Source organism: Corynebacterium sp. NPDC060344, from assembly GCF_042725215.1.
Classification (GTDB): Bacteria; Actinomycetota; Actinomycetes; order Mycobacteriales; family Mycobacteriaceae; genus Corynebacterium.
In genome coordinates, this window is sequence record NZ_JBHXCS010000001.1 from 630,345 (window position 1) to 646,210 (window position 15,866).

At 61.9% G+C, this 15,866-nt stretch carries 12 protein-coding genes; 7 read left to right on the plus strand and 5 right to left on the minus strand.

Annotated elements, in window-relative coordinates:
• Positions 1–7: 7 nt before the first annotated feature.
• From ACFWGD_RS02785 to ACFWGD_RS02800, 4 genes are all read right to left on the minus strand, one after another.
• Positions 8–769 (minus strand): hypothetical protein, encoded by a 762-nt coding sequence (locus ACFWGD_RS02785; protein WP_377776976.1) that lies wholly within the window; start codon positions 767–769, stop codon positions 8–10.
• A complete protein-coding gene (locus ACFWGD_RS02790) occupies positions 766–1,398 on the minus strand; it encodes a hypothetical protein (RefSeq protein WP_377776977.1) in 633 nt (210 codons plus the stop codon). The genes ACFWGD_RS02785 and ACFWGD_RS02790 overlap by 4 nt, the downstream gene beginning before the upstream one ends.
• A gap of 212 nt (positions 1,399–1,610) precedes the next feature.
• Complete coding sequence (locus ACFWGD_RS02795) at positions 1,611–2,960, minus strand: acetamidase/formamidase family protein (RefSeq protein WP_377777025.1); 1,350 nt, start codon at positions 2,958–2,960, stop codon at positions 1,611–1,613.
• A gap of 269 nt (positions 2,961–3,229) precedes the next feature.
• Positions 3,230–3,550 (minus strand): hypothetical protein, encoded by a 321-nt coding sequence (locus tag ACFWGD_RS02800; RefSeq protein ID WP_377776978.1) that lies wholly within the window; start codon positions 3,548–3,550, stop codon positions 3,230–3,232.
• 150 nt (positions 3,551–3,700) lie between these two features.
• Here ACFWGD_RS02800 and ACFWGD_RS02805 point away from each other — a divergent pair, with 150 nt between their 5' ends.
• The 7 genes from ACFWGD_RS02805 (at position 3,701) to ACFWGD_RS02835 (ending at position 14,150) form a co-directional block, all read left to right on the plus strand.
• Positions 3,701–5,446 carry a DUF3320 domain-containing protein gene (locus ACFWGD_RS02805; RefSeq protein WP_377776979.1) on the plus strand — a complete coding sequence of 582 codons (1,746 nt, stop codon included), beginning with the start codon at positions 3,701–3,703 and terminating at the stop codon, positions 5,444–5,446.
• 141 nt (positions 5,447–5,587) lie between these two features.
• On the plus strand, positions 5,588–7,555 hold the full coding sequence (locus ACFWGD_RS02810; RefSeq protein WP_377776980.1) for an N-6 DNA methylase: 1,968 nt from the start codon (positions 5,588–5,590) through the stop codon (positions 7,553–7,555).
• On the plus strand, positions 7,552–8,739 hold the full coding sequence (locus ACFWGD_RS02815; RefSeq protein WP_377776981.1) for a restriction endonuclease subunit S: 1,188 nt from the start codon (positions 7,552–7,554) through the stop codon (positions 8,737–8,739). The genes ACFWGD_RS02810 and ACFWGD_RS02815 overlap by 4 nt, the downstream gene beginning before the upstream one ends.
• 3 nt (positions 8,740–8,742) lie before the next feature.
• Positions 8,743–9,375: a hypothetical protein gene (locus tag ACFWGD_RS02820; RefSeq protein WP_377776982.1), complete on the plus strand. Its 633-nt coding sequence runs from the start codon at positions 8,743–8,745 to the stop codon at positions 9,373–9,375.
• 12 nt (positions 9,376–9,387) lie between these two features.
• Entirely contained in the window at positions 9,388–12,516 is a 3,129-nt protein-coding gene (locus ACFWGD_RS02825) for a type I restriction endonuclease subunit R (RefSeq protein WP_377776983.1), read from the plus strand.
• Positions 12,517–12,702: 186 nt separating this feature from the next.
• Positions 12,703–13,248 (plus strand): TIR domain-containing protein, encoded by a 546-nt coding sequence (locus ACFWGD_RS02830; protein WP_377776984.1) that lies wholly within the window; start codon positions 12,703–12,705, stop codon positions 13,246–13,248.
• A complete protein-coding gene (locus ACFWGD_RS02835; RefSeq protein ID WP_377776985.1) occupies positions 13,245–14,150 on the plus strand; it encodes a DUF4231 domain-containing protein in 906 nt (301 codons plus the stop codon). The genes ACFWGD_RS02830 and ACFWGD_RS02835 overlap by 4 nt, the downstream gene beginning before the upstream one ends.
• A 1,227-nt stretch (positions 14,151–15,377) precedes the next feature.
• On the opposite strand, the gene ACFWGD_RS02840 is transcribed toward ACFWGD_RS02835, so the two are convergent.
• Positions 15,378–15,866: transposase (locus ACFWGD_RS02840; protein ID WP_377776986.1), on the minus strand; the 489-nt coding region annotated here is incomplete at its 5' end.

A 15,866-nucleotide genomic window follows, 5' to 3' on the forward strand; every position in this document is an offset into this window, starting at 1 on the left:
GGCGCGCTCAGTCGCGCAGCCAGGTGATCATTCGGTACAGGAGCGCGGAGGCGCCGGGCATGAAGCCGGAGCCGTGGTGGTAGGCGCAGTCCATGGTGGAGACGACGACCTCGCCGGGGAAGGTGGCGTCGTCGTGGTACAGCAGCACGTTCGGGTGGCCGGGAATGGCCAGGTAGTCGCCGCCCCACGGGTCGGTGCCGGGGCCGGTGGTGGTGTCGGTGACCGGCAGTTCCTCGAGGACCACGAGCGGGGTCGCGCCCGCCGGCGGTGCGAGGACGCCGTGGTAGTGCCAGTGAACGGAGAAGTCGTTGAGGTAGTTCCACATGAAGTGGTCGCGGTTCACCGACCGGCGGCCGACGTCTTCGCCGGTGCGCCAGGCCCAGAAGTTGGTGCCGCGGCCAGTGCCGTCGGTTCCGGGCAGCCACTGCCACGGGGCGTTTTCGCCGTCGACGTAGAGCTTCGTGCCGGGACGGTGGGCGAAATCGACGATGAGCGGGGCGATCCGCTCGAGCACATCCGGGTGCTGGCGGGCGGCGAGGAAGACGGCGTCACAGTCGGCGAGGTCCTCGGCGGTCAGCTCGGGGGCGTAGAGCTCGACGAGGTCCTGGGCTTTGACCGCGGGATCGTTGAGCGTGGCCAGATGGAAGAAGGCGCCGGAATGGACGAAGGCGACCTTCTTGGGTCGGCGGAGGGGTGCGGTGGTGGCCTCGACTTTGTCGGCCGCGCCAATACTGGCGGCGGTAGCGGAGGCAGGCGTGTGCTGGTTCATCGCTTCTCCCTTGTCGTCATGCCAAGGTGCTCGAGGATCTGGGTCTTCAGGTTGCCGGTGCCGAACGACGACAGGTCGTTGCCGGCGTGCACGATGACCTCGCCCTCGCCCAGCGGATAGGACACGTCGACGGGCAGCGCGTTCGGCCCGATGCCTGTGATCACGGTCGCGCCGTCGGGGAGATTCGCGAGGTAGTTGCGGGCGTAGAAGCCGGCGACGCCGATTGACGTGAGCTCTTCGAAGGTGTGGTCGCCGGGCACTCCGGTGCGCAGGAGCACGTCGCGGCGGTCGATGCCGTTCCAAATCGGGTGCTCGTCGACGGCGCTCAGCCACACGTCGCCGAGGCCATGGAATTCCATCTTTCGGATCGACGGCAGGCCGTCGATGAACTGGCGCAGCGGGTGCCCGCTGGTCAGGAGCCGGCCGCCCGCGCGCACCCAGTTGGAGATGGCGTCACGGCGGCGTTCGAGGAAGACCTGGTCGCAACCACCGGAGATGATCATTCCGGAGTAGTAACCCAGATCGATGTCGTCGAACGAGTAGATGTCCGTTTCGTGGACCGTGATGCCGGCCGGGCCGGCGATCTCGCGGGTTTCCCCGCCCATGGTCAGTGTCAGGATGCGGGTCATGGGCGCTCACCGCCAAGGCCGCCTCGGCGGCCACGTTGCTGTTTCTTCACACATACAAGACTAAGGCACACCTTGCCCAGAACCTAGTGGGTAGGCTTGCCTTACCCCCGTAAATATGGCTGATCGCCCTAACTGATTATCTGGCCCGGCGGCCTGGCGGCCCGGCCCGGCGGCCCTGATCGACCGCAGGATCCGAAGACTACGCAAGAGCCCTACCCAAAATCCGCCTTCCTGATCAACCCATGCACGCCGACGGTCCGGTCGACGACCTGCGACAGGGCGAAGTCGGCGGCGGCCGACAGGTAGGCGTAGGCGATGGCGCGCTCCATGCCAAGGTCATGCTCAAGGAAGTTCAGCGCATTGACCACGGCGCGACGCATCGCGACGTTGAGGTCGCCGGACACTCCCCCGCCGGCGAGCCCGTCGGGGTCCGACAGGCCAATGGGAATCCAGTGTTCCTCCGTCTCGGCCCAGGGGTAGTCGAATGCGACGGATGGCGCATCGCCGGACCCGCGCTTGCACACGGTCAGCCGGAACGTGGAGCGCAGCGATCCTTCCATCGCGGTCAGCGCGACTTCACCATCGCCCATGGCCATGTGGGGGTCGCCGGCGTAAAACAGGGCCCCTTCGGCGCGGACTGGCAGGTAGAACGCCGATCCGGTACCCAGATGATGGATGTCGATGTTGCCGCCACCCAGCGTCGGCGGCACGGAGTTGAGCCTCGGGTCGGTCGGTGACGCACCGTCTGAAAACGCCACGCCCATCATCCCGGCAAACGGCCGCAGTGGGAATCGTGCCTCGACGGGTCCGCTGGCCATGACGCCGCGGCCGTCCTCGACTGGCGTGAACACGGAGACATTGCCGATATCCATGGGATCGTCGGAATCGGGCTTGACGACGTCCAGTGGAGGCATCACCTCGTCCGCAACAATGCCATCGGGGGCGCCGCCTTCTGAGGTTGCCGCTAGCGATCCTTTGCCGTGACGAGAGGAGACGACGCCGTACGGAACGCGCAGTTCATTGGCGATCGGCTCAATTTTCAACACGTCACCGGGCATGGCTCCTTCGACGAAAACGGGGCCGGTGACCACGTGAGGGCCGTCAGTGGCGAAGTTCCGTTCGGTGCGCGAGTATTCGGCGGCAATGTCGATAGCGTCCTGAAGCACGCTCGGCTTTTCAACGCCTTTGTCGCCGAAGTAGACGACCGGGTCGCGCCCCTGGTCTTCCATGATTCCTTCATGGCTGACCAGGTCCATCGTCACTGTTTCACCGGATTTCATGCGAAGCACCGGTTCGTCGTGGACGGAGGGCACATAACCCCAGAGGATCGAGTCGGGAGTCGACTCGACGTAGTGATTGCCGGGGATGCCACCGACGCCCGGTTGCAGAATCTCCCCACCAAATCCCGGTGCCGATCCTGCTCCCCTGCTTTCGGTCGGCGCGGCTGCGGCATGGTCACCGCTGCAGCCGGCGACGGTGGCGCCGACCCCCAATGCACTCGTCGCCATCGCGGCCTTCAGGAAGCCCCGGCGCCCCAGCCCCCTCTCCAGCACACCGGCCATCGTCCGACCATCACGGATGTGACGGCCGGCCAAGTTCTCTCCATTGTCACTGATTGCACTGGTGATGCCGTTGCCAATACCCACGTGTCCGCTGCCCTTCGCCGAGTTCGAAACCGACGGGGTTCTCCCCATCGCCGAAATCCAGACTCCACCGCAGGCATACCCATCCGATGGCCAGTTCGTTACATCCATGTTCATTCGGAAGCCGTGCTGTTTCGGTGAGGTTGCCGCGCGTACGGCATCGCCAACGAGCGCGACCATGGATAGCGTCAGAACAGTATCCCCGGCGGCGGGGGCCTACGTAGCCGTGGGGTGAATCCCTTTTCCACGGCCTCCACCCCGAGTTTCTTGGCCTCGTTACGGATGTACTCGGCCCACCTGCCTCGGTCACCTTTCGGCTCATACCAGACGTCCATATCGCTGTGTTCCAGATACACGTAGACCTCCCCGTTCACGGAGTTTGCCTCGAACCGTTTGGCGGCGGCTTCGTTCATGGTGGCTTTTCCGTCGTGCCACCCGTAGACCAACGGGCCGATGTGAATTTCCCAGTCGCCAAACTTCATGGCGTCTTTCCCCCGGTCTCGACTCATGACAACTCCTTGAACAGTGCAAACGTGAACGCGACGAGCGCTCGGTTTCCGCTGCGCTCCCTACCGACAAGCATGCCGCAAGGGAGCGGCCCGAACACCCATTCCCCCTCGCCCCCTCCCCCATCCGCGACTCGGGCAATAATTGCTGCCATGAACGAATGCGGAATCCTCGCCGAGGACTATGTGTGCGGCCCGACCGGCATTGTCGGGACGCAGGATGATTTGGATGGGCGGCTGACCAAGGATGCACGCGCCCGGCTGGAGGCGGCGATCGCAGAGATCGTCGCCGTCGAGGCACCGATCGAGCTTGATGTGTTGACTCGCAAGATCGGCAAGCGTTTCGGCTATCAGCGGGTTGCGCGCCGATGGAAGAAGAAGATCGCGTACCGCATTCCGGGTGGAGTGCTTGTCGACGAAGGACCGCGCTCCTTCGTCTGGCCCGAAGGCTCCTCGCCGGCGACGTGGCGCGGGTACCGCGCATCCGAAGGCGCCCGCACCATCGCGGAGATTCCGACGACCGAGCTGGCCAATGCCATAGTCGCGGCCGTCGGCGATGCGCCGGAGGGCCTCGACCACGAGGGCGCTTACCGCGGCGCCATGGCACTGTTCGGCCTCTCTCGCCTGACCTCGCTTGCTGCTGAGTACCTCGAGGAAGCCCTCGCGCTCGCCATCATCCGCGGCGATCTCTTGGACGAGGGCACGAGGGTCACCCTGGCCCCTGTCGAATCCGCTGAAGTTCCTGCCGAAACCTCGACCGAAACCGAACTTGCGGCAGAGATCGCTGCGGAAGAGGCGACCGCGACTGCGGCCACCGCGTCGATCACCAACGATGCCGAAATGGAGTTGGTGTCCACGATTCCAGTCGCCCATGAGGAACCCCCGATTCGCACCGAGTCTGGCATCGTGTTTAAGCGGTGGCGCCTTGATCCGGGCATGCGGATCTCCTCGTTGATCAACAACTGCCGACGTGGCATCTATGTTCTCGAATTCACGGACGGCTCACGCTACGTGGGGTTGAGCGAAAACGTAATCACACGGTTCTCCACTCACGTTCACGGTTCCGCTCACCACGAGGGGTGGAACGACGTTGCTCGGTTCAGATTCCGGGAGATGCCCGAGGGCGACTTGCGAGAGGCCGAGAAGCTCGAGATTCGACGTCAGCAGTCGCGCGGTGTGACACTGCGCAACAAGGACCTCAACATTGGCCATTCGCAACCGTCCCCGTTTGATCTCGTCGTTTCGGTGGAGGATCAAGAACACTGGGCCACCGGACACGCTCGGTACGGGCTTGCTGATGTATCTGAGCGACTGCGCGAGGAAGCTTCGGACCGAAGCCAAATCTCCTCTCATGTGCCAAAGACGATCCCCCAGGAGATCTATGAGGGGGTTCTCAGCGACATCGAGTTTTGCCTCAGCGAACTCATTCCAGAGGCCCTTGAGCTGGAAGAGCGGTACTGGGCAGTGTCCGATTGGCCAGGCACTGGTTCCGGTCGCCTGGCCTGCCTGAATGTTGGCCAGTTGGAACTAGCCTACTTCCCTCGCCACAAGCAGACGTTCATCCTCGGCGACGATCGCGAAAAAATCTTCACGTGCAACCTCAATCTGCACGTCAGCATGTTCAGGGACTTTGACCATGATCACGCGTACAAGAAGAGCTTGATTCCGCGCCACGTTGGGCTCTCCCGCTACTCACTGACCAAGACCGGTCACGTCGAGGTTCCCGTCGGACAACTGAGGCAGTTCTTCGAGGACGTTCCAGAGCTTCTTCCCCACGCTCGCCGGTTGGTTATTGAGCTCATGCGCCAAAAGGACGTGTCGATGTTCCGTCGTCATCACAGCCGCGCGCTGGCCCGCGAAGTCTTCGAGTACAACCAGGCTCGGCTGGCGTCGTCGTAGCTTCACTCGCCGAGTGTCCCTCGGCGACACCTGCCCGCCATCCCCGAACACCGCTCAGTGGCCCGATAGGCTGAAGCATCAAACATTGCGGCAATCCGGCCACCGCCGGACGCCCGCGAATTGACCAAATAGGAGAACTTCGTGGCCCCGACCCAGGCGCAGCTCGACCACGCCCGCAAGACCACCTACACCGCCGTGTGGGACACCGCCGACAAGTACCTGCGCAGCGTGGTCGAGCCCGAGGAGTACGGCGACTTCATCATCCCCTTCGTCGTCCTCCGCCGCCTCGAATGCCTCCTGGCCGACTCGAAGGCCGAGGTGTTGGAGTTCATCAAGACCAACACCAAGGGCGGCACCATAGAGGTTGCCCCGGCAATCATGGACCTGCGAATCCGCACCTCGTTCGGGCTGCACTTCTACAACACGTCCCCGCTGGACCTGGGCACAATCGGCGGCACCGACGACTCGGTGGCCGAATCCCTCAATGCGTACGTCGCCGCGTTCTCCTCGTCGATCTCCGACATCTGGGGCTCGTTCAAGTTCGCCGACAAGATCGCCACGCTGGCCCGCGCTGGCCGCCTCTACGGCGTGGTCAATCACTTCGCGGGCATCGACCTGCACCCCGACACGATGCCCGACACCGCCATGGGCGACCTGTTCGAGGATGTCATGTACCGCGCGTTCAACACCAAAGGCAAGGGCGCGGGTGCGTTCTACACCCCGCGCGACGCCATCGAGCTCATGGTGAGCATCCTGCTGTCCTCCGACGATGAGGGACTGCAGGGCGCGGCGCCCTCACGCTCGATCTACGACCCGGCCGCCGGCACCGGCGGCATGCTGCTGGTCGCACAGCGCGCACTGAAAGAGCTCAATGCGAACATGCAGGTCTCCCTGCACGGTCAGGAGCTAATGGACTTCTCCTACGGCATAGGCAAGGCCGACCTGCTCATTCAGGGCGGAAGGCCCGATTCCATCCGCCACGGCAATACGCTTTCCAACGACAAGTACGCCGGTCAGACCTTCGACTACATCATCACCAACCCGCCCTACGGCTCCGACTGGTCGGCCGACTACGCCTCGGTAGTCGAGGAGGCGGGAATCGAGGGATCGCGGTTCTCCCACGGATTGCCCGCCAAGTCGGACGGCCAGATGCTGTTCCTGTCCCATGTCGCCCACAAGCTCACCCCGGCCCACGGCGAGACCGGCGGCGGGCGCGCGGGCGTGGTGATGAACGGCTCACCGCTGTTCACCGGCGCGCCCGGATCGGGCCCTGATTCCATCCGCCGTTGGTTGCTCACCGAAGATCTCGTCGACGCGATCATCGCGTTGCCGACCGATATGTTCTACGGCACCGGAATCGCCACCTACATCTGGATTCTGGACACGAACAAGGAACCGCGCCGCCGCGGCAAGATTCAGCTCATCGACGCCACCGCCAAGTTCGGCATGATGAAAAAAGGCATGGGGATGAAGCGCCGGGAAATGACCCCGGAAAAGCGCCTCGACATCACCCGCGCCTACGCGGCTTTCGAGGATTCGGACATCTCCCGCATCCTCACCCCCGACTACCTGGGCTTCCGCGACGTGCCGGTCTACCGCCAACGCCGCCTGGTCGCCCGCGTCACCCACGAGGCTATTGCGGCCGCGATGGCGCACCGCTCGGCCACCCCGGACCACGAGGCCGTGATCCGAGCGGTGGACGGCACCGAGTACAACGACCTGCCGAGCACGCTCAAGTTCGAGGCGACAAAGGCCAAGGTCAAGATGCCGGCGGGCCTGGTCGACACCATCATGGAGGCCGTGGGCGTCGATGACCCCGACGCCGCGCCGTCGATTGACCGCAAGGGCAACCCGGTGGTCGTCCCCGGCTCCGACATGGTCGAGCGCATCCCGCTGACCGAGGATGTCGACGAGCACATGGCCCGCGAGGTGCTGCCGTTCGCGCCGGAGGCGATCTGGGACCGCGACAAGGAGCGCATCGGCTACGAGATTCCGTTCACCCGCATCTTTTACGTGCCCGAGCCGGTGCGGTCGTTGGAGGAGATCGACGCCGACGTGGCAAAGGCCATGGACGAGCTCGCCGCGATGTTCAAGGAGGTGCGGGAATGAAGACTGCCAAACTTGGATACCTGGTCCGTTTCCGAAATGGACAAGACGCAAAGTCGGTCGAATCCCCGGATGGCGAATACCCGATAATTGGTTCAGGCGGTGAGTTTTCCCGCGCCAATTCGTTCCTGCACGATGGTGAGTCATTACTCTTCGGAAGGAAGGGCACCATCGACCGTCCACTCCATGTCAACGGCAAGTTCTGGACGGTCGACACCATGTACTTCACGGAAATCGGGCCGGAGGTATCAGGGCGCTATCTCTATTACTGGGCTACGACGATTCCTTTTGACAAGATTTCGACACAAACAGCGCTGCCTAGCATGACCTCGTTCAAATTGTCTCAGCTCGAGGTTCCACTTCCCGACCTCCGCACGCAGCGCCGCCTCGCCGACTACTTGGACCGCGAGACCGCGCAGATTGACGCGATGGCCGGGGCGCTCGATGGGCTCGTGGCGCGACTTGAGGAGCGGCGACACGCGACCCTAGTGGACTCCATTACCCGGAGCGGTGAACTCTTAGGGGGTGTGGCGACGAGGAGCGACTATTGGCCCCCTATCCAGAAAGAGTGGCATGTTGTCCGCCTAGGTAACCTCGGAAGCGTCCAGAGCGGAATTGCACTCGGCTCGAAGAAGTATAGCGAAGGGAAGGAGTATCCCTACCTTCGCGTCGCGAACGTTCAGGACGGCTCCCTCGACTTGAGCAATGTGAAGACCCTTCGCATCCCTGAAAGTGTCGCCATCAAATACAAAGTGCCCGAGAACTCGGTCCTAATGACCGAAGGTGGCGACCGAGATAAGCTTGGCCGCGGCACTATATGGCGAAACGAAATCTCGGACTGCCTACACCAAAACCATATTTTTGCATTTAGGTGCGGCAACAGAATCACTCCTGAGTACCTCTCGTTCGTCCTAGAATCTCAACCCGCTCGAATGTACTTCGACTTGACTGCTTCACAATCAACTAACCTCGCGACAACTAGTTCCTTTAAGGTCAAGTCGTTTCCCCTTCCCCTCCCTCCGCTCGACGAACAGCGCCGCATCGTCGATCACCTCGACGCCGAGACGGTAAAGATTGACGCGATGATCGCCAAGGCCGGCGAACTTCGCTCCCTGCTCGACGAGCGTCGCAGCGCGCTCATCACCGCCGTCGTCACCGGTCAGCACCCCGTACCGAAGGAGCCGTAACCCATGCCTGCCGGAGACTTTGCCACGTACGCGACCGTGGGATTTACCGCCCTAAGCGCATTCGCTACGGTTGCCACCGCAGTGGCAGCGTGGTGCGCGCTGAGGACGGCAAAGGATCAGTTGGCCGACGCGAAGGAAACTCGAGTTTCAACAAACAGGGCATACATGATCGCCCATTATAAGCAGCCGAACAAAGAATACGCGCCATTGTCCGTTGAAATAGTCAATACCGGAAGAACCCCGGCGCATGACGTATCTTTCCAGTTTTCGCCCGAACTGCCCTCACCTACTCCGGCCGAAGTCAATGCGTTGTGTAAAGACACCATCACCTACCACGGCACGACGACTATCGACCGCGTCAATCGGTTTATGCTGGGTCGTACATTTGCGACATGGGCACCTGGACATTCGGTGCCCTACGCCCTCTGGACTCCCTACATAAACTCGGAGGAAGCAGGCGCGTCTGCCGAGGGGATTCCCGCAGATCAGACGCTCATTATTCGATACTCTGACGGCGACGGAAACAAATACGAGGACGAGTATGTACTCGACGCTCTCGCGTGGTTCGCCGACGCCATCGAATACAACGAGCTCGAAAAGATTCGTACGGTTCTTGAGAAGATCGCCAACAGCTAGGACAGCCACACCATGACCACCGCCGCCGCCAAGACCCTAGAAGAAGGCTTCGAGGACGCCATCTGCCGCCAGCTCGCCGAGCGGGGCTGGCTCTACGACCGCGAGGCCGGCTCCACCGGCTTCGACCCGCACCTGGCACTGCACACCGCCGACGCCCTCTGGTGGCTGCGCACCCGATACCCCGACGAGTACGCCAAGGCCGTCCCCGAGCACCTCTCCGGCGCAGAACGCACCCTGGCCAAAGATTCCCTCATCGACGGACTGGTGCGGTCGCTGAATCGCAAGCCCACCGCCGACCGGACCAAGGGCGGCTCCCGCGGCGGGCTCATGGGCACCCTGCGCAACGGGTTCTCCCACAAGTCGATGGCCGTGGGCACCTCGGCCACCTTCGGCGGCATGGTCACCTTCCCACCGGCCAACCCGGTGGTCGACACCGTCGCCAAGCACGCGGAAAACAACCGCCTGCGCGTGCTGCGGCAGGTCCGGTTCGACACCACGACCAACCAGACCATCGACATCGTGCTCCTGGTCAACGGCGTGCCCGTGGTGACGATGGAGCTGAAAACGGACAACACCCAGACCATCGACGACGCCGAGACCCAGTACAAGGTCGACCGCGCCCCGTCGCGCAGCCGCACGCTGCTGGCTCCCGGCCGCTGCCTGGTCCACTTCGCCGTATCCAACGCTGAGGTCCGCATGACCACGAAGCTGGACGGCAAGAACACCCGGTTCCTGCCCTTTAACCAGGGCGACGACGGCCACGCCGGCAACCCGCCGTGCGCCGACGGATCGGAGACCTCCTACCTGTGGCGCGAGGTGCTGGAACGAGACCAGTTCCTACGTATCCTGCAATCCTTCGCCGTCTGGAAGCCCGGCTCGGGCCGCGGGAAAAAGGCCAATCCCGGCACGCTGATCTTTCCGCGCTACCACCAGATGCGCGCCGTCGAAGCCGTCACCGCCGACATCGCCGACAATGGCTCCGGGAGCCGCTACCTGATCCAGCACTCGGCCGGTTCCGGCAAGACCATGACGATTTCCTGGTTGGCCCACCGGCTGGTGCGCCACTACACGGGGACGGACAAGACCTTCGACTCGGTCATCGTGATCTCCGACCGCACCGTCCTCGACCGCAACCTGCGCGAAGACATCGACATGCTGCCGGCCTCCAAGGGCCTGTTCGTCCCCGTGGGCACCACCGGCGGCGCCAAGTCGCCGGTGCTGGCCAAGGCGCTGGCCGATGGCGGGCACATCATCACCTGCACCCTGCAGACCTTTCCCGAGGTCATCCGCCGCATCGGCGGCGACGACAAGCTCGCAGCCCGCAGGTGGTGTGTCATCGCCGATGAGGCACACTCCTCCCAGACCGGCAGCTCGGCCGCCGCCCTGCGACGCCTGCTGGCCATGTCGGTGCCCTCCGGCGAGGACGACGAGGGCATCGACGCCGATGACCTGCTCGCCGCCACCGACGCCGCGGTGTCCACGGCCGCGAATATCACCTTCGTCGCGTTCACCGCCACGCCAAAGGCCAAGACGGTGCGACTGTTCGGCACCAAGGTCGACGGCGAGAACCGCTGGGTGCCCTTCGACGAGTACACGATGGCCCAGGCCATCGAGGAGGGCTTCATCCTCGACGTACTGACTAACTACTCCACCTACGACATGTTCATCAAGGTCAAGGACGCCATGGGCCGCGAGGACATGGTCGACAAGGGCGACGTAGTCGGCGAGATCGTCCGCTACGCCCGCGCGCACGAGACCTCGATTGCCCAAAAGGTCGCTGTAGTCGTCGAGCACTTCCGCGCCAACGTCGCACACCTGCTCGGCGGGCAGGCACGCGCAATGGTCGTGACGTCGTCACGCATCGAGGCGTACCGCTGGGCGGTGGAAATGGCGAAGTACATCGAGCACAAGGGCTGGGCCGACGAACTGCAGGCGCTCGTCGCCTTCTCCGGCTCCCTGTCTGTACCCGGCGTCGGCGAGGTCACCGAAGTCTCCATGAATGGACTGTCCGACGTGGAGACGGCGTTCAAGGACAGCGACACCGACTATCGGGTGCTCATCGTCGCCTCAAAGTTCCAGACCGGATTCGACGAGCCGCGGCTGTGCGCGATGTACGTCGACAAGGTGCTCTCCGGTGTCGCCGCCGTGCAGACCCTGTCCCGACTCAATCGCATCTACCCCGGCAAGCCCGCGCCGATGGTCGTCGACTTCGTCAACAACCCCACCGGCATCCTCGAGTCGTTCAAGACCTACTACCAGTCCGCCGAACTGGCCGGGGAAGTCGACCCCAACGCGCTGTTTGACCTGGCCGATTCCCTCGACGGGGCGGGGTTCTATGACGAGGACGACCTCGAGGCGGTCGCCGCGGCGTACACCGCCGACGATGACGCCATCGACCACGAGGCGTTCCGCGCGTTGATCGCCCCCATCGTCGCCGAATGGTCGTCCCAGATGCGCCAGGCGCGCATCGACGGTGACGCGGACGCGGTCGGCGCGTTGCTCGACTTCCGCGCCGAGCTGCGCACCTACGTCAAGACCTGGGAGTTCCTGTCGCAGATCGTCGACTTCGGTGACACCAAGCTGCACAAGCGCGCGATTCTGGCGACGTACCTCATGCGCAACCTGCATGTCGAGGGCAAGGCCATCGTCGACATCGGCGGCGTCGACGTCATCGGCGTGGCGGCCAGCCCCGCCGAGGTTCAGACCAACCTCGGGCTGACCGAGGGGCAGGGCGAGCTCGACGTGCCGACGTTTACCGGCGCGTCCGCGGGCGAGGGGACGGCCACGACCGCGGCGTTCAACCAGGCCGTCGACGAGGCCAACGACATTCTCACCCGCGCCGGCATTCACGTCTCGGATGCGGCGACCCGCGGATTCGTTTATCGGGTGTGGGGCTCCATTGCGCCCAACGCATCTGTCGGTGCGCTTGCAGCCGAGAACACGCCCGAGCAGATTGCCGCGGCCCCGGGATTCACCGAGGCCGTCGAGGAGGCCATCGTCACGGTGATGGAGGAGGACCGATCAATTGAGGAATTCTTCCTATTGAACCACGGTTCGATGGGACAGCTGAGAGGAGCATTAGCCCACCTGGCCTACAAAGCTGCTCGAGACACAACCAAAACGCCTTCAACCTACCCCTAAGCGCTTCCCCCGAGAGAAATCAACGAATAATTTGCACCGCGCACTAAGGCAGGAATTGAAGTCCAGATTTTAACGCTTTCATCGACGGGATCATCACACCAGGAAGGGGCAGGGCCGCCAAAAACAGAATACGGAAGTCAATCAAGTTGATAATCTAAAGCGTCAAAATCATTACCAAAGGAAGAATTGAAAACATTGACAGCCAAAATTCGCCGCAAATGCTTCATATCATACCACCACGAAGACACGAATGAAGTGCAGGACTTTATTCAACGATTTGACCACTCACGCGATGCACTTATCGCACGCGGTATCGGGGCCGGAATGCCCGGCGATATTATCAACAGCAACGACCCGGATTATATCAAACGACGCATTCGGGAAAACTACCTCCGCGATACTACGGTGACAATAGTACTGATCGGGAAAAACACTTGGAAACGGCGATTTGTCGACTGGGAAATCGCGGCCTCACTCCGCCAGACGGCAACCGCAACACCCAACGGACTGGTCGGCATCACCCTCCCCTCCGCTTCAGCACTTCCTCGCATAATCATTCCCCCGCGCCTAGGTGACAACGTTTCCGGCAGAAACGGGTACGCGATTTGGTGGGAACACCCTAGAGACGACGTGAGTCTAGTCAATATGATTGAAGAGGCCTACTACGCACGCACCGCCAAGTCTATACTACGCAATAACCGTCGGCCACTACAGAAGCGGAATGCATCATGAAGCCTACCTTCGAACTCAAAGACTCCGACATGCCCGACATTTGGAGAATTGCCGACGACGCATCAGGTAAGGGGCAGCGCCTAACACTACAACTAACTTTGCTTAAAGCAGCTGGCGGGGTTCTAGCCGCCTTCGGCGGCGCGATTACTCTCGAAGGATTCTCATTTCCGCTCGGAGCTTGGCTCATCTTTATAGGCTTCTTCGCAGCACTCGTGGGGGAGATAGTAATCTGGACCACTCACCCCGAGGAAAAGTGGTATGAAGGTCGGGCAGTGGCCGAGTCAGTCAAAACCCTCGCGTGGCGATACGCGATCAAGGCCGATCCATTTGGCCCGGAGACTGGTGACAAGAAGGCAACCGATGATCTTCGCGAAAGAATTTCATCAATCACCAAAGAAGTGCCGAAACAGATTGAGTTCCACGGAAATAATCCGATAACAACGCCGGCTATGACACAGCTACGCAATCAATCTTTTGACGTAAGAAAGGCTGCTTACATTCAAGGGCGGACAAGAGACCAGCAGGAATGGTACACCAAGAAAGCGAAATTCAACCGAAAACGCTCCAATCTCTTTGTCGCCATGTTGATCCTGGCAGAAATAATTGCGGTGACGCTCGCGGTCGGCAGGCTTTCGGGAAACTGGTCCTTCGATTTTGCCGGATTCCTTGGCGCCCTGATAGTAGCAGGGACCGCCTGGGTAGCCATTAAGCAATACAGACCACTTGGGACTGCCTATTCCGTCGCCGCCAGGGAACTGATAATACAGGCAGATAAACTCAGTACCGTTCAGGAGTCCGACTGGCCACGCTATGTAGCCGATGCAGAGGAAGCGATTAGTCGCGAACACACAACTTGGCTTGCATCACGCACGGGACATATTCAAAATGACTATCTGACGTAACTGGCCCGAAACTCGAACGTGAACGTTGACCACTTCACCGAACCGGCCTGCCAATCGATATTATCGCAGTATAGGTAGCACAGGTCGGTCAGCAATAGATTGCCAGCCCCTCAAATGAAAGATGCGTTCACCGAACCAGAAAGATCAATAACAAAACCGTTCGATATGCCAAGCTCGCCGTTTGAATCTAGTTCTTGATTGTTTTACGGACCGTTTTTCGCGATGTCTGTCTCCATTTTGAATCTCTGCTTCCTGAAGCTGTACGCACATTTTTCGAGCACCGGAACTCACACGCTAGATGTACAAGAACGTCCAGCTCGATTAGAAGAGTCGCTGCCGGTTGACGGCCGATCAAGCCTATTTTCCGCCTTAAGCGGTATATCTTCAGCAGATTTCGACTACTGCCGACAGTCGCATCACCACATCCGGTGATAGTGACGGTCATCCAAACAAGGGAAAGGCCGTCCCTGTGATGGCCTTGGGATACCGCACTCAAAGACACCAGAAACGACCTTTCATGACACAGGCTAACGCATCACTGACCCCCACCGGGGGACTCCGCCTGGCCAAGCCCATCATCAACGACGGATGGAGCTGCGCCCGCGCCGCCGGACGTTTCTAGGTCCCGCCGCTACCATGACGGACTGCCCAAAACTGACCGGACCAGCAAGCCGGCCAGCAGCCCGGACCAAACGCCACGGCGCTCCGAACTCCGCATCATCGAACTGCGCCACATCCGACGCTTAGGTCCCGGCCCGCTTCGCCTATCACGTGGGTATGGCCCCCTCCACGGTCCATCGCGTACTGCGCCGCTACCGTGTGCCGGCACCAGCCTGCTTCGACCACGCCACCGGGCTACCAGTGCGCCGGGCACCGCCCAACTCCTACGTCTACGACGCCCCCGGTGCCATGGTCCCTATAGACGTCAAGATTCTCAACAGTCTCCCCGATAGCAGTGGGCGGCGCAAACCGGGTCGCTGCAGCGAAAAGTCCAAGGGCCACTCCGGCTTCAGCAATGGCTGCCTGCACCGCGCAGTCGACGATTGCGCGCGGTTGGCGTACTTGGCGATCCTCGACAACGAGAATAGGGACACTGTGGTGGGGTTTTAGAACCGCGCCCGCGACTTCTTCGCGGTCAAGTCCAGGGAAGTGGTGTACGTACCTTTCGAATAAGCCGGACTATCTACCGGCATCCGGGTCCTGCCCGAGCAGGGCAATAATCCCCGATCACGCCAGAGCCCCCACACCCATGGCCGCGGTGCCGTCGGCGTCTATGACGCCGGCGGCCATGGCCTCGGCAGTCTGGCCCAACGCAGTCAACGACATGTAGCGCTTCTGCTGGATCCAGTCGTCGTGCTGCTCGGCCAACACGGCCCCGACCAACCGGATCACCGATTGGCGGTTGGGGAAGATCCCCACCACGTCAGTACGCCGGCGAATCTCCCGGTTGAGCCGCTCGGTGGGATTGTTCGACCACACCTTCGCCCACACCGCCTTGGGCGCTGCGGTAAACGCCAACAGTTCATCAAGGTGGTCTTCCAGGTAGTCGGCCACATGGGGGAATTTCTGGCGGCAGAAGTCGACTACCTCACGGGCCTGGGCCCACACGGTGGCGGCATCAGCTTGCTGGAACACCGTCTGAAACATCGCCGACAACGTCGGCCACTGCGTCTTGGACACCATGCCGGAGAGGTTCTTGGAAAAATGCGTGCGACA

Bases quoted from the DNA above. Each gene is read 5' to 3' on its own strand.
- ACFWGD_RS02805 (WP_377776979.1), top strand. From the start codon at position 3,701: ATGAACGAATGCGGAATCCTCGCCGAGGACTATGTGTGCGGCCCGACC.
- ACFWGD_RS02835 (WP_377776985.1), top strand. From the start codon at position 13,245: ATGAAGCCTACCTTCGAACTCAAAGACTCCGACATGCCCGACATTTGG.
- ACFWGD_RS02825 (WP_377776983.1), top strand. From the start codon at position 9,388: ATGACCACCGCCGCCGCCAAGACCCTAGAAGAAGGCTTCGAGGACGCC.
- ACFWGD_RS02790 (WP_377776977.1), bottom strand. From the start codon at position 1,398: ATGACCCGCATCCTGACACTGACCATGGGCGGGGAAACCCGCGAGATC.
- ACFWGD_RS02820 (WP_377776982.1), top strand. From the start codon at position 8,743: ATGCCTGCCGGAGACTTTGCCACGTACGCGACCGTGGGATTTACCGCC.
- ACFWGD_RS02800 (WP_377776978.1), bottom strand. From the start codon at position 3,550: ATGAGTCGAGACCGGGGGAAAGACGCCATGAAGTTTGGCGACTGGGAA.
- ACFWGD_RS02815 (WP_377776981.1), top strand. From the start codon at position 7,552: ATGAAGACTGCCAAACTTGGATACCTGGTCCGTTTCCGAAATGGACAA.
- ACFWGD_RS02785 (WP_377776976.1), bottom strand. From the start codon at position 769: ATGAACCAGCACACGCCTGCCTCCGCTACCGCCGCCAGTATTGGCGCG.
- ACFWGD_RS02795 (WP_377777025.1), bottom strand. From the start codon at position 2,960: ATGGCCGGTGTGCTGGAGAGGGGGCTGGGGCGCCGGGGCTTCCTGAAG.